The organism is Pseudomonas sp. MSSRFD41 (assembly GCF_014230245.1).
Lineage (GTDB): Bacteria > Pseudomonadota > Gammaproteobacteria > Pseudomonadales > Pseudomonadaceae > Aquipseudomonas > Aquipseudomonas piscis.
Genome location: NZ_JACKZK010000006.1, coordinates 204,811 through 224,160 on the forward strand (window position 1 = coordinate 204,811; position 19,350 = coordinate 224,160).

At 67.2% G+C, this 19,350-nt stretch carries 10 protein-coding genes and 1 pseudogene; 4 read left to right on the top strand and 7 right to left on the bottom strand.

The annotated features are described in order from the left end of the window. Position 1: 1 nt before the first annotated feature. Both H7A76_RS12645 and fabG read right to left on the bottom strand, forming a co-directional pair. Positions 2–1,552, bottom strand: coding sequence for an APC family permease (locus H7A76_RS12645; protein WP_185698791.1), 1,551 nt, complete (start codon positions 1,550–1,552; stop codon positions 2–4). A gap of 29 nt (positions 1,553–1,581) precedes the next feature. Next, positions 1,582–2,355 (bottom strand): 3-oxoacyl-ACP reductase FabG, encoded by a 774-nt coding sequence (gene fabG / locus H7A76_RS12650; protein WP_185698792.1) that lies wholly within the window; start codon positions 2,353–2,355, stop codon positions 1,582–1,584. Positions 2,356–2,569: 214 nt separating this feature from the next. On the opposite strand from fabG, the gene H7A76_RS12655 reads away from it, so the two are divergent. Further along, a complete protein-coding gene (locus H7A76_RS12655) occupies positions 2,570–3,586 on the top strand; it encodes a phosphotransferase enzyme family protein (protein ID WP_221775206.1) in 1,017 nt (338 codons plus the stop codon). Between the two features lie 184 nt (positions 3,587–3,770). Next, positions 3,771–4,841 carry an AraC family transcriptional regulator gene (locus tag H7A76_RS12660; protein ID WP_312026253.1) on the top strand — a complete coding sequence of 357 codons (1,071 nt, stop codon included), beginning with the start codon at positions 3,771–3,773 and terminating at the stop codon, positions 4,839–4,841. Between the two features lie 29 nt (positions 4,842–4,870). Here H7A76_RS12660 and H7A76_RS12665 read toward each other — a convergent pair whose 3' ends face one another. The 5 genes and pseudogenes from H7A76_RS12665 to H7A76_RS12685 form a co-directional block, all read right to left on the bottom strand. After that, complete coding sequence (locus H7A76_RS12665) at positions 4,871–6,220, bottom strand: hypothetical protein (protein ID WP_185698793.1); 1,350 nt, start codon at positions 6,218–6,220, stop codon at positions 4,871–4,873. After that, positions 6,217–12,603: an AAA domain-containing protein gene (locus tag H7A76_RS12670; RefSeq protein ID WP_185698794.1), complete on the bottom strand. Its 6,387-nt coding sequence runs from the start codon at positions 12,601–12,603 to the stop codon at positions 6,217–6,219. The genes H7A76_RS12665 and H7A76_RS12670 overlap by 4 nt, the downstream gene beginning before the upstream one ends. A gap of 14 nt (positions 12,604–12,617) precedes the next feature. After that, positions 12,618–13,253 carry a 4Fe-4S single cluster domain-containing protein gene (locus H7A76_RS12675; protein WP_185698795.1) on the bottom strand — a complete coding sequence of 212 codons (636 nt, stop codon included), beginning with the start codon at positions 13,251–13,253 and terminating at the stop codon, positions 12,618–12,620. Between the two features lie 2 nt (positions 13,254–13,255). Further along, a pseudogene (locus H7A76_RS12680) lies at positions 13,256–15,129 on the bottom strand (AAA family ATPase). Between the two features lie 125 nt (positions 15,130–15,254). Then, positions 15,255–16,169, bottom strand: a complete 915-nt coding sequence (locus tag H7A76_RS12685) for a LysR family transcriptional regulator (protein WP_260497959.1) — start codon at positions 16,167–16,169, stop codon at positions 15,255–15,257. 258 nt (positions 16,170–16,427) lie between these two features. Between H7A76_RS12685 and H7A76_RS12690 the strand changes: the two genes are divergently transcribed. Together H7A76_RS12690 and pgm are read left to right on the top strand one after the other, a co-directional pair. Next, positions 16,428–17,450: a zinc-dependent alcohol dehydrogenase family protein gene (locus H7A76_RS12690; RefSeq protein ID WP_185698797.1), complete on the top strand. Its 1,023-nt coding sequence runs from the start codon at positions 16,428–16,430 to the stop codon at positions 17,448–17,450. A gap of 201 nt (positions 17,451–17,651) precedes the next feature. Next, the gene (gene pgm, locus H7A76_RS12695; RefSeq protein ID WP_185698798.1) at positions 17,652–19,298 is read left to right on the top strand and encodes a phosphoglucomutase (alpha-D-glucose-1,6-bisphosphate-dependent); all 1,647 of its coding nucleotides are present in this window, start codon (positions 17,652–17,654) and stop codon (positions 19,296–19,298) included. Positions 19,299–19,350 lie beyond the last annotated feature (52 nt).

Below are 19,350 nucleotides of genomic sequence, written 5' to 3' on the forward strand. Positions count from 1 at the left end.
CTCAGGGCTCTTGACGCTCATCGTCCATGACGATGCTGCCGATGATGTGGTACTTGCGCCGGTCGAAATGCCGGAAGTACAGGGCGATGGCCGCACCCAGGGCGAAGCTGGCGGCGACGATCCAGGGAATCAGCTTGAACAGCAGCGATTGCGCGGCGCTGCCGGCGGCGAAGCTGAGATTGGCGAACAGCAGGTAGACCACGTAGAGCATGCCCAGCCCGCCCAGCAGCGGCGCGAGGAAGGTCTTGAACCAATGACGCTGGGCCACATGGCGGGTGCCCAGGTGGAAGTAGCAGACCACTGCGAAGGCACAGAGCGCCTGGACGATCAGGATGCCCATGGTGCCGAGGATCGCCAGCAACGCATAGAGATCGGCGTAGGGGTCCTTGCCCGCGGCCAGGAAGGCCAGGACGATGGCCGTGGCGATCAGGCTCTGCACGGTGGAGGCCACGTGGGGCGAGCCGTGGCGCGGGTGGGTGCGGCCGACGCTGCGGCCGAGGCAGTCGAACAGGTTCTCCCGGCCCAGGGCATAGAGGTAGCGCGAGGCGCAGTTGTGAAAGGCCATGCCGCAGGCGAACGAGCCGGTTACCACCAGCAGCTTGAACAGGCTCACCGCCCACTCGCCCAGGTACAGGCGCGTCGGGCCGTAGAACACCTCGGCGGCCTGGGCCGGGTCCTGGGCCAGGCGGATGGCTTCGCTGGGGCCGGAGCCGGCGATGGCCATCCACGACACGAAGACGTAGAACACGCCGATGCCGATCACCGCCAGCAGCGTGGCCAGGGGAATGATCTTTTTCGGATTGCGCGATTCCTCGCCGTACATGGCCGAGGACTCGAAGCCGACCCAGGACCAGAAGGCGAAGAACAGGCCGATACCGGCATTGGCGCCGATCACCCCCTGGGCTGGGGTGAAGGCCTTGAGCGGATTGATCGACTCTGGCGCCAGGCCCTGGGGGCCGCCACCGTGCCAGAGCACGGCGCCGGCCATCAACGCCAGCATCAGGATCTCCAGCACCAGGCAGATGCCCAGCACCTTGGCGGTCAGGGAAATGTCGAAGTAGCTGAGGATGCCGTTGGCCGCCAGCATGGCCAGGGCGAACAGGACCCAGGGCGCCTGGAGCCCGCTGACACTGGCCAGCAGGTCGACGCAGAAGAAGGCGAAGATGCCCACCAGCGCCGCTTCGAAGACGATGTAGGTCAGGGTCACGGCGATGCCGGCGGCCATGCCCACCACCCGCCCGAGCCCGTGGGCAATGAAACCGTAGAAGGCCCCCGTGGCGGTGATGTACTTGGCCATCTGCGCATAGCCGATGGCGAACAGCGCCAGGATCAACGTCGCCACCAGATAGCCGGCGGGCGCGTACTGGCCGTTGCCGCTGCCGATGGCGATCGGCACGTTGCCGAGCATGGCGGTGATCGGCGCCGCCGTGGCCACCGTCATGAACAGTACCCCCATCAGGCCCACGGCGTTCTTGCGCAAGCGCTGGACTTCCTGGGGCCGGGCCGGTGCATCGAGTTGCTGGGACAGCTTGTCCGTATAGATCTCGCTCATGGGGGCACTCCGTCAGAGAGGTGAAGCCTCTAGGCAAGGGCCTGGAGGGATTCGGGCAGGATCTGGCCGCCGTCGACGACCAGGCTCTGCCCAGTGATGTAGCCGGCTTCGCGGGAGGCGAAGAACAGCGCGGCGTTGGCAATGTCCTCGACGCTGCCCAGGCGCCGCAGCGGCACCGAGGCGGCCATGCTGTCCTGGTACTCCTGGCCCATGCCCTGCAGGCCTTCGGTGAGGATGTTGCCCGGCAGCACGGCATTGATGGTGATGCCATCGCTGGCCAGTTCGAGCGCCGCGGTGCGCATGAAGCCCAGTTGCGCGGCCTTGCTGGCGCCGTAGTGGGCCCAGCCGGGGAAGCCGGTCACGGGGCCGGTGATCGACGAGGTGAGGATCACCCGCCCGTACTCGGCCTGGCGCAGGTAGGGCAGGGCCGCCTGGACACAGAGGAAGTTGCCCTTGGCGTTGGTGGCCAGCACCCCGTCCCAGTCGGCTTCGCTCATCTGTTCGAGGCTGGCCGAGGGGAACACCCCGGCATTGCAGCACAGCACGTCCAGCCCGCCGTGGCTGCCGGCGACGTCGGCCAGCAGCTGGCGGACCGCGGCGCCCTGGGCCACATCGGCGACGAACCCCTCGACCTGCAGGCCTTCGTCACGCATGCGCCGGGCAACGCCCTGGACCTTGTCGGCGTGGCGGGCGCTGATGGCGACCCGGGCGCCCTGGCGGGCGAAGCCATAGGCGATGCCCAGGCCGATGCCGCTGGTGGCGCCGGTGACCAGAACGCTTTTGCCTTGAAGTGAAGTGAGCATGGATAAGTCCTTTTGCGTGGATTGAACGGGATGGTGGAGCGCGGACGCTGGGTCGCACTTGACCGCGCGGCACAACTTTTACCCTGAAATATCAAATCTGTGGCGACGGCCGCGCGCCTTGTGTCCTGGAGTCAAGATTTCGCCCCGGGCGGTCAAGCGATGCGCGTCGGCCGCCTCGCATCCTGTGGTGGCCTATCTACCCTGGAGCGCGCTGATGATGACTGCCTCGAACCCCGCCAACGACCTGGATGCCGTTGCCCCCCTGGCCAGCCGGGCCGTCCTGCGCTATGCCCCGGCGCTGCACGGCGAGCTGCGCCTGCTCAGCCATTCGGAGAACGCCACCTACCTGTTGCACAACAGCCGTCGGCGTTCGGTGATGCGGGTGCATCGCCCGGCCTATCACTCGTACCAGGAGATCGCCAGCGAACTGGCCTGGCTGGCGGCGCTGCGCGAGGAGGGGCTGCAAGTGCCCGACGCTATCGCCGGCCTGGATGGCCAGTTGATCCAGCAAGTCGAGCTGGCCGGGCTGGGCAGCCGGTATGTGGTGCTGTTCGACTGGATCGAGGGCCGCGAGCCTCCGTCCCACGGCCTCGATGCTTCGTTCCGCCGCCTGGGGGCGATCAATGCGCGCCTGCACCAACAGGCCCGGCGCTGGCGCAAGCCCCGGGACTTCACGCGCATGACCTGGAACCACGCGAGCATGCTCGGTCCCGAAGGGCATTGGGGCCCCTGGCAGCAGGCCCCCTACCTGGACGAGGGGGCTCGGGCGCTGATCGGCGAGGTGGTGGGCGTCCTCGGCCAGCGCCTGGCCGACTATGGCCAGGGGCCCGAGCGTTTCGGCCTGATCCATGCCGACCTGCGCCTGGCCAACCTGCTGGTGCAGGGCGAGCACACGCGCATCATCGACTTCGACGATTGCGGGTTGGGCTGGTACCTGCACGACCTGGCCGCGGCCTTGAGTTTCTTCGAGCATCGTCCTGAGCTGGCGCAATGGATCGACAACTGGCTGCAGGGCTACTGCAGCCAGCTGGCGCTTGCGCCCGAGGACCTGGCCATGCTGCCGACCCTGATCATGCAGCGGCGCCTGCAACTGCTGGCCTGGACCGGAACCCACCGGGGGACGGCGCAGGCCGAGTGCCTGGGGCGCGAGTGGGTGCAGCAGACCCTGGGGTTGTGCCGGCGCTACCTGGATGACGGCTGGCGGGGTGTCCTGGCGCACGGGGGGCATTGAATCGATGTTACAAACCGCTACGCCCCGCACCGGTGCACTGGCGCCCGGCTCCGAGCAACGCCTGGCGCCGACAGTGCCGGGCTTGAGACCGCGGAGCCCGGCGCCGCGGGGCCTGGCGGGGATCTGGAATGGAACTTGCGTAGTCCAGCCCCCCGTCCATGGTGACTGTGCAAGGAGGTTCCCGGTGCCCCTGATCACCACGTCCACGAGCCGTCCCCATGAAAGCCAGGTCGGCGTCCTCGCCTCGGCCGCCACCGGCCTGAGCGATTTCATCCAGATGCACGGCGGTAATCCCGAACGCATCCTGGGCATGGCCGGCATCGATCCCGAGCAATTGCTGCACCCGACCCTGAGCCTGGACCTGAACCAGTATTGCTCGGTGTTCGAGGAGGCGGCCCGGCAGACCGGCAACCATAATTTCGGCCTGCGCTATGGCCAGCAGTTCCGCCCGGACTCCCTGGGCCTGCTGGGTTATGTGGGGATGTGCTCGGCGACCCTCGGCGAGGGCCTGCGCAACGTCGCCCGGGCCTTTCCGGCGCACCAGCAGGGCAGCCTGCTGCGATTGGTGGAGGACGGCGAGCTGTGTCGCCTCGACTACCAGGTGCAATACGGCGCCATCTTGCGCAAGCGCCAGGATGCCGAGCTGTCCCTGGGCATGTTCGCCAACCTGATACGCCATGCCCTGGGCCAGAACTGGGCGCCGGAGCGGGTGCATTTCGAACATCCGCAGCCCGAGGCCTGGCATGAGCACTGCAAGGTGTTCGATGCCCCGGTGCTGTTCGGCCAACCCTGCAACGCCCTGGTGTTTCGCCGCAGCGTGCTGCAGCGGCCGATGCCCGGGCACGACCCGAAGCTGCTGGCGATCCTCCTGGAGAGCCTGCACAAGCTCGCGGTGGCCGGCGCCGACCCAGGCCGACCGGACATGGTCGCCGAGGTGCGGGCCCAGGTGCGCGACCTGCTCGGCGAGGGCTACCCGTGCCTGGAGCAAGTGGCCCATAACCTGCGCATGCCCAGCTGGACCATCCAGCGCCGCCTGGGGGAAAGCGGCCTGACCTTCTCGAGCCTGGTGGACACCGTGCGCCAGGAACTGGCGCTGTACTACCTGCAGCAATCGACCCTGCCGATCTCCGAGCTGGCCCTGGCCCTGGGGTATTCGGAAATCAGCGCGTTTTCCCGGGCTTTTCGCCGCTGGTACGGCGTCAGCCCGATCCAGTGGCGCCAGGCCCATCGCGGGTTGGAGCCAGGGCCGGCTTGAACCGAGAGAGGGGCGAGCGTCCGGCGAGCTCAAAGCGTTCGCTGCTGGACGTTCGCCGCCTCTGGTTCCTCGCCCATGACCGTGGCTTCCTTGAGCGGCACCTCGCCCACCCCCAAGGCGCGTTCGATCAGCAGTTCGCCGCCGCCGTCCTTGAGCAGCGCTTGCAGGCGCTGGAATTCGTTGCACCAGATCGTCTCGATATCCCGATCGCGCCCCTTGTCCCGCTGTGGGTCGAGGGCCACAGCGCGCACCTGCAGGCGGCCGTTGTCGGCCTTGCCACCGACTTCGACGCCGTAACCTGGGGTGGCGCTCTTGCGCAGCACCACCTTGCCGGACTCGGCCCAGGCGGTGGCCATGCCTTCGCGAACCTCGTAGCCGAGCCGGGCCAGCCCCTCGAGCATGGCCTGGCGCCGGGCCAGTGCAGCCTGGGCCTGTAGCACAGCGCTGAGCGCGGCCTCGCATTCGGACTTCAGCGCTTGCAGCAGCGCCAGGTCGCTGTGCTCGTGGCACTCGGCGACCTGGCGCAGCAGGGCCGCGTGATCGGCCGTGGCATGGGTATGGAGTTCGCTGGCCAGGTCCTGCACCTGGCCAAGCAGTTCGCGGCGCTGCTGGAAGTCACGCGTGGCCTCGGCCAGCTCGATCACCAGGCTGTCGAGCAACAGGTTGCGCTGTTGCGCCTGCTCCTGGGCTTCGGCCCGGGCCAGCCGTTGCAGGAACGGGGTCGCGGCTGGCGCGCCCTGGAGCAGTTGCAGTTCGGCGATATGCCGGTCGATGCGTTGCAGGCGCGGATCACGCTCGGCTGGCTGTTGCGCGGCGATCCACTGTTCGAGGCTGGCTTGGGGTGTCTCTTCGCGCAGTTGCCGGGCCAGTTCGCGTTGACGCTCGCTCAAGCTGTCCGTCTCGTCGACCCTGGCCAGCTGGCTGAAGCCCTGGGCCAGGACCTGCTGCGCATGGGCGAGGTCGGTGCCTTCGGCCAGGCGCGCCACGTCTTGCAACAGCTCGGGCGCAACCGCTGCCTGTGCGGCGCGCAGGGCGCCGAGCAGGGTCGCGGCATTTTCTTGCTGGCGGCGCTGGCGCTGGCGTTGCTCGGTCGCACGCAGCACCGCGCGTTCCTCGCGTTCTGTCTGGTCGCGGCGCAGGTACTCGATCTCGATCGGCACGGCTTTCTGCAATTGGGCGAACTGTTCCTGGTCGAGCAGGGCGCGCAGGCGCTCAGCGCGGGCGCGGGTGGCGTTGCGTTGTTCCTCGTTCAATTCGCCGAGCCTGGCGGCCTGGGCTTCCCAGCGGGCCATGGCCTGTTCCAGGCGCTGCAGGTGCCCCTCGCACAGGGCGATGATTTCTTCGCGGGTGACGATCCGCACAACCTTGGGACCACTCATGGGCAGATCTCCGTATCGCTGGAAGAGGCCGTGACCGGACCTGGCCGGGCGGACGGCAGTGCCCGTTCGATGGCCTCGCGCAGACGGGCGCGTTCGTTGTCGCCGTCGTGGTACCAGGCCTGGGACGACACCCGGTGGATATGCGGGATCGCCCGGCGCAGGACCGACGGGCGCCAGATCTCGCGGGCGCGGGCGCGTTCCAGCAAGGTGTGGCTAGGGGCGTCGCATTCGATGCCGATGGCGTAGGTGCCGGTACCGGGGTTTTCGATGGCGAAGTCCAGGCCGAAGGCGTCGCCCTCGCTGGCCGGCGCGGCCTGCCAACCCTGGGCCTGGAGGTATTGGCCGACGATCCTGGCGAAGCCGTCGCGCTCCTGGCCCTGGTCGCGTTGTAGGTTGCCGCGGTCGGTCTGCAGCCGGTCGAGCAGCTTGCCGGTGTAGGCGAACTCCCCGGCGCACAGCGCCCGTGCGTACTCCAGGTAGCCTTGCAGGTAGTCCCTGGGGCTGGCCGGCGCACGCTGGGTATTGAGCATGTCGGAGATGTCGCCGATGGGCATCGAGGTGATCATCACCACCTTGTGCCGTGCGCGGGTGACCGCCACGTTCAGGCGCCGTTCGCCGCCGGTCTGGCCAAGCACGCCGAAGCTGCGGCGGAAGGTGCCCTGGCTGTTGCGGCCGAAGGTCGAGGAGAAGACGATCACGTCGCGCTCGTCACCCTGGACGTTCTCCACGTTCTTGACGAACACCGACATGTCCTCGCCGTCCTCGCTGCGTTCGCGCTCCTGGGCGTAGGCGCTGCGGAACACCTCGTCCTGGGCGGCGTGGACCTCCAGGTGTTCCTCGATCAGTTCGGCCTGCTTGCGGTTGAAGGTCACCACGCCGACCGAGGGGCGCTGCTCGTAGGGTTGGCGCCACAGCTCGGCCAGGTACTGCACGACACGCTCGGCTTCCTGGGCGTTGCTCTGGTTCTGGTACAGGCCTTCGACCTGGATCAGCTCCAGCGGCTTGACCCGCTCGATGCTGGCTTGTGGATGGCGCACGGGCACATTCAGGCGGTTGCCGTAGAACGAGGCATTGGAGAAGCCGATCAGCTCGCGGTAGGCGGAGCGATAGTGGATCTGCAACGTGGTGCTGGGCAGGGCATTGCGCGCCAGTTGCAGCAGGTCGGGGCAGTCCTTGATCTCCCGGCGGTTCCAGGTGTCTTCGAAGGCCTCGCGTTGCTCCTGGTCGGCTTCTGCGTCGGGCTCGTCGCCGTCGAACAGTTCGGCTTCGTCGCTTTCCACCCGGCTGGAGAAGAACGCCGTCGGCGGCATCTGCTTCTCGTCGCCGCTGACCACCGTGACCTGCCCGCGAAACAGGGTCGGCAGGGCGAACTCCACCGGCATCTGCGAGGCTTCGTCGTAGATTACGGTATCGAACAGGCCGGCCTTGAGCGGCAGCACGCGGCTGGCCACGTCCGGGTTCATCAGCCACACCGGGCGCAGGTTCATCAGCCCCAGCGGCGCGCCCAGCTCGATGAATTCGCGCAGGCGCCGCGAGCGCTTGCCGGTGAGCCGGGTCACGTCTTCCCATTGCTTGCGATTGCCCAGGCGCGAGGGATCGATGCCCTTGGCCAGCAGCTCGCGGTTGAGCTCGCGCATGCGGGTATCGGCCTGGGCCAGGCTGGCGACCTTGGCCTGGGTTTCGTCCTGGCCGTACAGCAACTCGGGGTGGGCTTGCTCGATGCGGTGCTTCCAGCCCAACCGCGCCTCGCGGTTCAGCAGGCGGCGCACGGCGGCTTCCAGTTGCTCGGGCGCCAGGGCGTCCAATGGCGCCTGGCGTTGGCGCAGCAGGGCCAGCAGCTCCAGCTCCTGCGGGCCCAGCAGGCTGGCTCGGCCACGGAACGCCTGGTAGGCGCCGAGGCAGGGCAGGGCTTGTTGCAGGCGGGCCAGGGGCAACTCGTTGCTCTGGTTGTGCTCGATAGCCTGTTGCAGTTGCCCCAGCAGTTCGGCGCCCAGCCAGTGGCCGAGCAGCTTGAGCTGGTCGAGGCTGGTCTGGCGTACGCCCTGGCGAATCAGCGAGGCGTCCAGGTCGCCGAGCAACGCTTCGAACTCGCGCTTGTCGCCGCTGAGCACCGCAGCGTCGGCCTGGCGGACGCGGGGCGATTGGGCCAGGGCCTGGGCCAGGACCTGGATCTCCAGCAGCTGGCGGATGTCGAGGGTGACCGTCGCGCTCAGCTCCAGGCCGGCTTCGGGGGCGGGGGCGTCCAGTCCCAGCTCCCGTTGCAGGGCCGTGAGTTCGGCGCGCAGCGGGCGCCATTGGCGCTCCAGGTCGATGGCCGCGTGCAGTGCGGGCAGGACTTCCTCGACCCGGTTTTCACCCCGTTGCTGCAGGAACTCGCGCAGCCGGCCACGGCGCAGCAGGTGCACGGGGTTGATCCGCGACCACCAGGAACGGGCGGCCATGACCTTGGCGCAATCCTGGCCCAGGCTGCCGAGGCGCTTGTGGTCGATCAGCCCCAAGGCGGGCGACAGCGCCGCCTGGTAGCGATCTTCCGGCAACTGGCGCAGTTGCTGCTGCAGTTGTCGCAGCTCGTCGAGGATCGCCTCGCCACGGGCCACCGACTCATGCTCGCGCAGGCGGAACAGCGGTAGCCAGCGGGCCAGGCGCAGCCGCTGCTGCGGGTCCAGGTCGAGCAAGGTGGCGACGTGCGCCGCCATCCATGCGCGGTAGGGCGCGGGGTCGTCGATCTCGAAACTGGCCGGATGCGCTTGCAGCGTGGCCTGGCGATCGGCCTCGGCCTGGGCGAAGTCCCGCAGGTTGTCGTCGAAGGCTTGCAGGGTCGGGCGATCGGCGGCGAAGGCTTGCAGCTGCGCCAGGGGGCTGCCTTCGTAGCGTGCCGGCAACCACAGGCGAACCAGTGGTGCACAGCGCTCCTCCAGGCGGGTCAGGCTGGCGGGGTCCAGGGGCGCCAGGTGCTGGCGCAGGGCCGGGAATTCCAGGGGCGCGGGGCCATCTTCCAGTTCGATCAGCTCGCCCAGCAGGCGGCGATAGCTCAGGCCGCTGGCCGGGTCCGGGTGATGCAGGCTCTGGTGGTAGCGATCGAGTTCGCCCTCGAGGGCCTCGATCCGCGCCGCCGTCTGTTCACGCTGGCGCAACCAGCCCTGGCTGTCGCCGCCAGCGGCGAACAGGGCCTCCAACTGCTCGCGAATACTGCGGATGATCGGCTCGCGGTCGCGGTTGACGTCGTTGAGCATGACGATGCGCTGGCCAAGCCCTTCGGCCACCAGGCGTTTGTGCACCACCTCCAGCGCCGCATGTTTCTGGCAGACGATGAGCAGGCTGCGCTGGCGGCCGATGGCGTCGGCCACCATGTTGACGATGGTCTGGCTCTTGCCCGTGCCGGGCGGCCCCTCCACCAGCAGGCCGGGGCCTTGCCGGGCCTGGAGCACTGCCGCTTCCTGGGACGGGTCGCTGGCCACGGTGAAATAGCGCTGCAGCTCCCCGGGATCGGCCGGTGGCTGTTCGTCCTCGCCATTCCTGAGGCGCAAGGCGGTCTCGAGGCCCGTGCCGTTGGGTGACAGCGACTTGAGCTGGCGCAGGTCCTCGCCAATGGCCTGGCCCATGAAGGTGACGTGGAACAGCACCGCCGCGCAGGCCAGTTCGTCCTGGTAGGGCGCGACCTCCACCGTGCTGGCCGGCAGGCTGGCGAAGGTGCGCGAGCGTACGCCGGCGAGCATGCCGAAGGCATCCATCACGTCGTTGGTGCGGATGGACGAACGGCCGAGCAGTTCATCGGCGGTCTTGCGCCAGAGTTTGCAGGTCTCGACGCCGAGCACGCTGTCCAGCGCGGGGTTCAGGCGCACCTCTTCGCGTTCGCCGTCGAAGGCCAGCCGCGCGTTGCCGCGCTGGCCCAGCTCCAGCAGCAGTTTCACCGGCCACAGCAGCAACGGGATGATCCGCGGGCGGGCGTTGCCGCGCGGATCGCGGCTGAGCAAGAAGGGGAAGCCCAGGTAGAGCCCGTCGATGCCGGTGTCGCGCTTGTACAACGCGCTCTGGCGGTACAGCGCATGCAGTCGGGCCTCGATCCGCGGATCGGCCTGGAAGCATTCCGGGTCGAGGTTCACCGCGCGCTCGTTGCGTTGCAGCAGGTGGTCGAGCAGGGCGGCGGCGGGACGGCGCTCGCTGTGCAGTTCGGCCAGGTCGACGCGGGCGGTGGTCTTGCCGATGTTCATGCGCACCAAAGGGCCGCGCATCACCGCGGTGACTACCTTTTTCTCGAAGAAGTCGAGGATCTGCGATACGTAGTGCTGCTTTTGCGGCTCCAGCCACTGGCTCTCGGGAATGGCCAGCAGCACCAGCACCTTGGCCAGGGGCATGCGCCGTTCCAGGCGGAACTGCTCGGCCCACTCATCCACCGCCGGCACGCCGCTGCGGGCGAAACCACGGATGCGCTCGTCGACGCTGCGGTACAGGTCCGGGCGCGGGTGCTCAAGCAGTGCGCTTGCTTGCTCGCTGTCGAACCAGCCGACCTCGGTGCGCTGGGCCAGCTCGGTGGCTTCCTGGATGATCGAGTCGACCGAGCGGAATTGCTCGATGGCAGCGCTGAGCAGCACGATCAGGTCTTCTTCGGCGATCACCCGCCGTTCCGACAGGTAGGCCAGGCCAGGATGCTCGGTATCCGGCAGCAGGCGCTGGCGCTCCTGCCACTGGGTGGCGAGCCTGGCGCGAGAGGTCGACAGCAGGTAGATGCGCAGGGTTTCTTCCACCAGTTCGACCTGTTGGTGCAGGGCGCGCTGGCGCACCTGCTCGGCGCGCAGCTTGAGGCGCGACAGCCAGTTGTCGGTCTGCAATTGCTCCAGCAGATCGGGAACCGAACCGCTGATCAGCCGGTAGCCTTCCAACGGGTGTTCGAGCAACCAGCCCGGGGTGACGATGTCGCCGCGATGGATCAGCGGCACTTGCGGATTGAGCAGCTTGAGCGCCAGCATCAGGCGAAAGTCGTCTTCCAGGCCGTCGTGCTGCACCACCTGGCGCAGGCCGGCGAGCAGCGAGGAGGGCAGGCCGAGCTGTTCGGCCCAGGTCACGATCACCCCGCGCAGCAGGTGGTCCAGGGCCTGGGCCCAGTGTTCGGCCTGGGCCGCGGCCAGGGCGAACACCCGGGGTTTGTGGTAGTGGCGCTGGCCCAGCTGCAAGGTGGCGCCTTCGCCGTCGTCGCGCTCCTGGAACGACGAGGCCGGCGCCGCGACCGGATGGCCACCGAGCCAGGCCTCGACCTCGGGCCACTGCCAGCGCTGGTGCCGGTCCCGGGCCAGCAGTCCGCGCAGCAACAGGTTGAGCCCCGGGTCCAGGTCATCGGGGATCGGCACCCCGTTGGCCAGTACATGAATAAGGAAGGCATTGGCATGGATGCCTTCGAAACAGGCGCCCTGGGTCAACTGTTCGAGCAGGATCATCCCCAGGCTCCACCAGTCCGAGGCCGCGGCTACCCCGCCGGCGATGGCTTCCGGGGCCATGTAGCGGCTGGTTTCCAGGGGCGACACGATATCCAGGTCGAACTCCGACAGGCGCGCCGAGCCGAAGCCGCTGATCACCAGGTCCAGCGGCTCGCGGGTGCGCACCAGCAGGCTGGCCGGGCGCAGGTCGCGATGGCGCAGCCCGGCTTCGTTGAAGGCATGCAGCGCCTGGCCCAGTTCCCGGACCACATGGCGCACGCTGTCGGTGTCGCGAATGATGCTGCCCAGGTCCGCCAGGGTGCCGCCGCTGAGCTCTTCGATGACCTCGTAGGCCCGGCCGTCCCAGCGTCCGGTGGCGATGATCTCGGGCACATGCGCACGGGGCAGGCGGCGGATCACATCGTAGATCGCCGGGTCGGGTTCGGCGCCGGGGCGGTAGAGCGTCAACACCGCCTGGAGTGGCGTTGCCTGGTGGCTGGCCAGGTAGCGTTCGCGCACACCGTCGGTGCTGCTGATCTGGCGGATCAACGCCCAGCCGTCGATCAGGGTCTGGCTGGCGCTGGCCGGGTCGCCTCCGGCATCAGGGAGTGCCGGCCCAGGCGTCGCGTTGCCAGGGACCTGGTCCTGGTCTTGGGCCGGAGACGCGTCGCACTCCAGGCACATCAAGTCGCCTGGCTCCATGGCATGGCCGTTGCTGCAAACCAGGCCCGGCGCGATGGTCTCGGGCTGGGCCGGGGCCTCTGGCGGCGGGCTGTCCTGGCCTGGGCCGTGCTGGGGCATCGGGTCTTGGGGCATGGCGTCTTGGGTGACGATGACCTGGGGCCGCCAGCCGTCGGCGCGCAGCGGTTCGCCGGCCAGGTCCCAGTTGCAGGGGTGCTGGTCTACGGTGCCTTCGCAGAACAGCTCCTGGAGCGGGCGTTCGGTCTGGCAGTTGGGGCAGAAGCGAATCATCGGGAGAATTCCATTCAGTGGCGGTGCGCACTGGTCTGTATTTGGTGGCCTTGCTCCTGCAGCAGGTCGCGCAGATGCAGCAGGTCGTCACGTCGGGGGATGCCGGCCATCCAGACACTGCCGTTGACGTCGAACATCAGGTCCAGGGCCTTGTCGGCGGCTTCCAGGGGACGCTCATAGGACGCCAGGCGCGCATGGCCGAGGGGCGTGAGCAGGGTCAGGCGCTGGTTGTCGCTGCCGCGCAGCGCCAGGGATTGTTCGAGGCGTTCTTCGTAGGGGTCGCTGATCAGGCCGTCGATCAGGCCCTCGGCCTTGCGTAACTGGGGTTGCAGGCGCTCCAGCGGATAGCCGCTGTAGACCAGGATGTCCACAGGGCTGAGGCGGCGCAGCCCTTGGAGTAAAAGCAGCAGGGCCTCGAACTGATCGAAAGGTTCGCCGCCGGACAGGGTGATGCCGTCGGCTTCGCGCAGCCAGGGCGCCAGTTGCGTGAGCAACTGGTCGATGTCCAGGCGCCGCTGGCCCGGTCCCCAGGTATCGGCGGAAATGCACCCGGGGCAGCGGATGCTGCAACCCTGGAACCAGATGCCCAGGCGCCGCCCGGGGCCGAGGGTGGTGACCGGGAAATGCACCCGCGACAGGCTCAGTTGCATCTTCAGCGGCGTTCCATGAGCAACCCGCCGGCGTCCAGCGCGGTGATCGAGAAACGCTCGCCCGGCTGCGCATCCTGGTCGAACAGGGCCCGGGACAATGGATTGAGCAGGCGCGCCTCGAGCTGGTTGCGAATGCCCCGGCCGCCATTGGACAGGTCATGCAGGCACAGCGCGCGCAGGCCTTGGCGGGCCTGGGGGCTCAGTTCGATGAACAACGCCTGTTGCTGTTGCAGGTCCTTGAAGGTGGTGTCGACCATCTGCTCGAAGATCTGGATCGCCACATCCTCGCGGATGAAGTCGAAGACGATGATGTTCTCGCCAATGCGGTTGAGGATCTCCGGGCGGTTCAGCACCAGCTTGAAGTAGCGGTCGATCTCGTTGTGGACCTTCTCCTGCATCTGTTCGAAGGGTTCGCCGGGCAGCACGTTGGCAACGCGCTCGCCGTTGTCGCCCTGGCGATAGATGCCCAGGTTGGAGGTGAATACGATCAGCGCCTCGGAGAAATACACCCGGTCGCCGCGCCCGGAGGTGAGCACGCCGTCGTCGAGGATCTGCAGGAATTTATCGAGGATGCGCGGGTGGGCCTTCTCGATTTCGTCGAACAGCACCACGCTGAAGGGTTTTTCACGGATGGCGTTGGTCAGCTCGCCGCCCACGTCGTAGCCGACATAACCGGGCGGCGCGCCGATCAGGCGCTGGTCGGCGTGCTCGGCACTGAACTCCGACATGTCGAAGCGGATATAGGCGCTTTCATCGCCGAACAGCAAGCTGGTGATGGTCTTGGCCAGTTCGGTCTTGCCCACGCCCGTGGGACCGGCGAGGAAGGCCACGCCCCGGGGCCGGTTGCCCTTGCGGCTGGCGCCGACCCCGGTCATCGCCCGCTTGACGATGTCGAGCATGTGGGTCACCGCATGATCCTGGCCCTTGACCCGCTGGTGCACTCGTTCATCGGCCTGGCGGATCTGCTGGCGGTCGATGCGCAGCCAGGGATCTTCGGTGACCCCGATCTTGTAGCGGCGCACGGCATCGGCGATCTGTTCCATGGCCACGCCCTCGACCCTTGCCAGTTGGGCGATGGCGCTCAGATCGAGCAGCAGCAGGCCTTCGGTATTCTGCACGAAGGCATCCACCGCCTCGCGTGTGCTGTCCTCGCTGGCTTCCTGGCTGCCGGCCAGGCTCTTGAGCAGGGCCGGGGCCAGGGCACGGCGGGTCAGCTGGTCGGGCCGGGATACCGGAATGTGGCGCAGCCGCGGGTTGTCCACCAGCAGCCAGTCGGGCAGGTCGCCTTCCTTTTCCACGAGCCACAGCAAGGTATTGAAGAAGGGTTTGCGCAGCTCCGGCAGTGGCCGGCTGCGGGCCTGGTGGGAGTGCACCAGGGCCTGGGTGAACAGCTGGTGTTCGGCGGCGCTGAGGGAATCGTTGCGCACCACCAGGCGTGAAGCGAAGTCGATGACCAGGGCAATCGGTGGGCCGGCGCGATTCACCAGGCGCTGCACGGTGGCGGCCAAGAGATCGGGGCCTGCCGGGGCGGCGCCATCCACCGGGGTCAGGCCCAGCTCCTTGAGCAGGGTCTGGCCCGCTGCAGGATCGCTGTCCGCCTTGCCGATGGCGCGCATGCCGGTCACCGGGTCCCACGTCAGTACATGGGCGTAGCCGGCCGCGAGCAGGGTGTCGCCGAGGGCCTGGTTGAAGCTCAGGGCCGTGACCGTGCCGGGGGCCACCTCGCTGGCCTGCAAGTCGCGGATGTTGCCGGACAGGACAAACTGGCTCTTGAGTGGCAGGAAGCGGACCAGGTCCCGCATCCAACGTGGGCTTTCAAACGGTGTATTCCCTGACATGTTTCAGCTCGTAACCTCGGGCGGTGGTGGCAGGGTATTGCCCCATGCTCAGGTTTTCCAGCTTCGGGTTAGGAAATTTCCTGCTTATTGAGGGTGCCGGTCGGTACCGGTAGGGTCCTGGTCAGCGAGCCTGCAGATCGATGGAAAAGTCCTGGGCGTGGTCTCAGAGGCTGTCAGGGTCGCCGAAGAACATCTGGATCCGTGAGCGCAACCAGCGCTCGCCCGGGTCGTTGTCCTGGGAGCCGCGCCAGGCCATGTGCATTTCAAAGCTGCGCACCGGCAGGGGCGGGTCCTCGGCGCGTACGCCGCCGGCGGCGGTGAGGGCCTCGGCGGTGTAGTCGGGGACGGTGGCGAGGATATCGGTGCCGGCCAACAGGGTGCTCAGGCCGTTGAACTGCGGCACCGCGAGCACGACGTGGCGCTTGCGCCCGAGTTTTTCCAGCTCTTCATCGATGAAGCCGCTCAGGTCGCCGGCGAACGACACCAGGGCGTGGGGGCGGGCGCAGAAGTCGTCCAGGCCCAGGGGACCGGGCACGGTGTCGGCGCGCAGCAGCTTGGGCATGCTGCGGCGCAGGACCTTGCGCTTGGCGTTGGCCGGCAGGTCGGTGGTGTAGCTGACGCCGATGGAAATCTCCCCGGAAGCCAGCAGCGAGGGCATCAGCAGGTAGTTGGCCCGGCGCACCACCAGCACGATGCCCGGGGCTTCGGCGCGCAGGCGCTTGAGCAGCATCGGCAGCAGGGCGAACTCGACGTCGTCGGACAGGCCGATGCGAAATACCGCATTGCTGGTGGCCGGGTCGAACTCGGCGGCGCGGCTCACGGCGGTGGAGATCGAATCCAGGGCCGGGGACAGCAGGGCGAAGATCTCCGTCGCCCGGGCTGTGGGCTCCATGCTGCGGCCGGTACGTACGAACAGTGGGTCGTCGAACAGATTGCGCAGGCGCGACAGGGCCGCGCTGATGGCGGGCTGGCCAAGGAACAGTTTCTCGGCGGCGCGGGTCACACTGCGTTCGTGCATCAATGTTTCGAACACGATCAACAGGTTCAGGTCGACACGACGCAGGTCATTACGATTCATCTGGAGTCCTGGCAGATTCAGCGAACTTGACTGGAGCGGCCATATCGAAACAATGGCCGGCGTGAATCTTACGGGTAAAGGCTGCTACTCTGCACCGGCTAATTGCCTGGCAGGCGGCTCGCAGCCCGCCCAGCCCCGATTTTCAAGGGCACGGAATCGATGACAGGCATGTCGACTATTAATAGGCACTGATAGTCTTGCTTTCAAAGCCCGGATAAAGTCCGCGGCATTAGAGGTTATTTTTTGACGAGGTTTGCGATGTCCCGCACGATTCGTTTTCACAAGTTTGGAGCGGCCGAGGTGCTCAAGTGCGAAGAGCATGCGGCCTCGTTGCCTGCGCCAGGCGAAGTGCAGGTACGAGTCGAAGCCATCGGTATCAGTTGGTATGACGTGCTCTGGCGGCAGAACCTGGCTTCCTCCCATGCCCGGCTGCCTTCCGGCCTGGGCCACGAGATGGCCGGCGTGGTCACCGCCGTGGGCGATGGGGTCGAGGACCTGGCGGTGGGCGACAAGGTCGCCAGTTTCCCCGCCGAGAGTCCCAACGACTATCCGGTGTATGGCGAGCAGATCGTCTTGCCGCGCTCGGCCCTGACTCGTTATCCGGAGGTCTTGAGCCCGATCGAGGCGGCGGTGCACTACACGCCGTTGCTGATCGCCTATTTCGCCTACGCCGACCTGGCCCGGGTCAAGCCCGGGCAGTTCGCCCTGGTCACCGATGCCAGCCACTGCGCCGGACCGGCCTTCGTGCAACTGGGCAAGGCCTTGGGCGCAAGGGTGATCGCGGTCACCAAGAATGCCGAGGAGCGTGAATACCTGCTGTCCCTGGGGGCGGAAAAAGTCATAGTCACCGAGGAGCAGGACCTGCTGCTGCAGGTCAACAAGCTCACCGACAGTCGTGGGGTCGACGTGGTCTTCGATGGCCTCGGCGGGCCGCAGATGTCGATGCTCGGCGATGTCCTGGCGCCCCGTGGCAGCCTGGTGCTGTACGGCCTGCAGGGCGGCAACCAGACACCGTTCCCGGCTTGCGCGGCGTTCCAGAAGAACATCCAGTTCTTCGTGCACTGCATCGGCAACTTCACCGGCAAGCCCGAGCTGGGCATCAGCCAGGACCAGGTGGCGCTGCAGCGCGCCCTGCGCGACATCAACCAGTTGACCGCCGACCGGGTATTGCTGCCGCTCAAGACCCGGGTGTTCCCGTTCAGCGAGTTCGTCCAGGCGCACCGCTACATGGACGAATGCCCATGCCGCGAACGAGTCGCCTTGCAGGTCGAGCCGGTCTGACCCGATCCCAGGCCCCCAGTCGTGGGGCCTGGTGCTTTTCCCTTCCCAGCTTCCCCTGGCATGCCGCACTTGGCCGGTATTGCTGGCGTATGCCCGTCGATAAATCTTGCTGTCGATTCCGGGATAGATTCCGTCGCGCAATGGTCGAACTGCCAGTAAACTGCGCGGCATTTCCGAACCATCCTTTTTTTGAGGTTTTGCATGACTCTCAGTCCTTTTGCGGGCAAACCGGCACCCACGCAATTGTTGGTCGACATCCCGCGACTGGTGACGGCGTACTACACCGGTCAGCCCGATGCATCGGTTCCAACCCAGCGCGTGGCCTTCGGTACCTCCGGGCACCGTGGAAGTTCGTTCGACCTGAGTTTCAATGAATGGCACGTCCTGGCCATCAGCCAGGCCATCTGCCTGTACCGCGAAGCCCAGGGCATCGATGGCCCGCTGTTCCTGGGGATCGATACCCACGCCCTGTCCACCCCGGCCGGGGCCAGTGCCCTGGAAGTGCTGGCGGCCAACGGCGTGACCGTGATGATCGCCGCTGGCGACGAATACACCCCGACGCCGGCGGTGTCCCACGCCATCCTCTGCTACAACCGCGGTCGCACCTCGGGCCTGGCGGACGGCATCGTCATTACGCCGTCGCACAACCCGCCACAAAGCGGTGGCTTCAAGTACAACCCCACCAACGGCGGCCCGGCCGATACCCATATCACCAAGTGGATCGAGGCCAAGGCCAACGAGCTGCTGGCGGCCCGGCTCGCCGGGGTCAAGCGCATCAGCCATGAGCAGGCGCTGAAGGCCGACACTACTCATCGCCACGACTACCTCAACAGCTATGTCGCCGACCTGGTCAACGTCATCGACCTGGAGGCCATCCGCAACGCCAAGCTGCGCCTGGGCGTGGATCCGCTGGGCGGAGCAGGGGTGCGCTACTGGTCGGCGATCGCCGAGCACTACAAGCTGGACCTGGACGTGGTGAACCGTGAAGTCGACGCCACTTTCCGCTTCATGTCGGTGGACTGGGACGGGCAGATCCGCATGGACCCATCCTCCAGCCACGCCATGCAGGGCCTGATCGGCCTGAAGGAGCGCTTCGACGTGGCCTTCGCCTGCGACCCGGACCACGACCGCCACGGCATCGTCACCCCCAGCGGGGGCCTGCTGGCACCGAACAACTACCTGGCGGTATCCATCGACTACCTGTTCCAGAATCGTCCGCAATGGCGCGCCGATGCCGCGGTGGGCAAGACCGTGGTCAGCAGTGGCCTGATCGACCGCGTGGCGGCCCGCCTGGGCCGGCGCCTGTATGAAGTGCCGGTGGGCTTCAAGTGGTTTGCCGACGGCTTGTTCGACGGTTCCCTGGGCTTTGGTGGCGAAGAAAGCGCGGGTGCTTCGTTCCTGCGTCGGGATGGCGGGGTGTGGTGCACCGACAAGGACGGCCTGATCCCAGCGTTGCTGGCGGCGGAAATGACCGCCCGCACGGGCCGCGATCCGAGCCAGGCCTATCGTGCATTGTGCGATGAGCTGGGCGAGCCGTTCTCGATACGGGTCGATGCCAAGGCCAACCCGCAACAGAAAGCGTTGCTGAGCAAGCTGTCGCCACAGCAGGTGACCTCCACCGAGCTGGCGGGCGAGCCGATCCAGCAGATCCTCAGCCACGCTCCGGGCAACGACCAGGCCATTGGCGGCTTGAAGGTGATGACCGAGAACGGCTGGTTCGCCGCACGACCGTCGGGCACCGAGGACATCTACAAGATCTACGCCGAAAGCTTCATCGGCGACGATCACCTCAAGCAACTGGTGCAGGAAGCCCAGACCCTGGTGGATGGCGCCATCAGCGGCAACTGATCAGGCGATTGCCGGCAATGAAAAAGGGGCGACCATCATGGTCGCCCCTTTT

Excerpts from the sequence above, each read along its gene's own strand:
- H7A76_RS12645 (WP_185698791.1), bottom strand. The coding sequence starts at position 1,552 with ATGAGCGAGATCTATACGGACAAGCTGTCCCAGCAACTCGATGCACCG.
- fabG (WP_185698792.1), bottom strand. The coding sequence starts at position 2,355 with ATGCTCACTTCACTTCAAGGCAAAAGCGTTCTGGTCACCGGCGCCACC.
- H7A76_RS12655 (WP_221775206.1), top strand. The coding sequence starts at position 2,570 with ATGATGACTGCCTCGAACCCCGCCAACGACCTGGATGCCGTTGCCCCC.
- H7A76_RS12665 (WP_185698793.1), bottom strand. The coding sequence starts at position 6,220 with ATGAGTGGTCCCAAGGTTGTGCGGATCGTCACCCGCGAAGAAATCATC.
- H7A76_RS12670 (WP_185698794.1), bottom strand. The coding sequence starts at position 12,603 with ATGATTCGCTTCTGCCCCAACTGCCAGACCGAACGCCCGCTCCAGGAG.
- H7A76_RS12675 (WP_185698795.1), bottom strand. The coding sequence starts at position 13,253 with ATGCAACTGAGCCTGTCGCGGGTGCATTTCCCGGTCACCACCCTCGGC.
- H7A76_RS12685 (WP_260497959.1), bottom strand. The coding sequence starts at position 16,169 with ATGAATCGTAATGACCTGCGTCGTGTCGACCTGAACCTGTTGATCGTG.
- H7A76_RS12690 (WP_185698797.1), top strand. The coding sequence starts at position 16,428 with ATGTCCCGCACGATTCGTTTTCACAAGTTTGGAGCGGCCGAGGTGCTC.
- pgm (WP_185698798.1), top strand. The coding sequence starts at position 17,652 with ATGACTCTCAGTCCTTTTGCGGGCAAACCGGCACCCACGCAATTGTTG.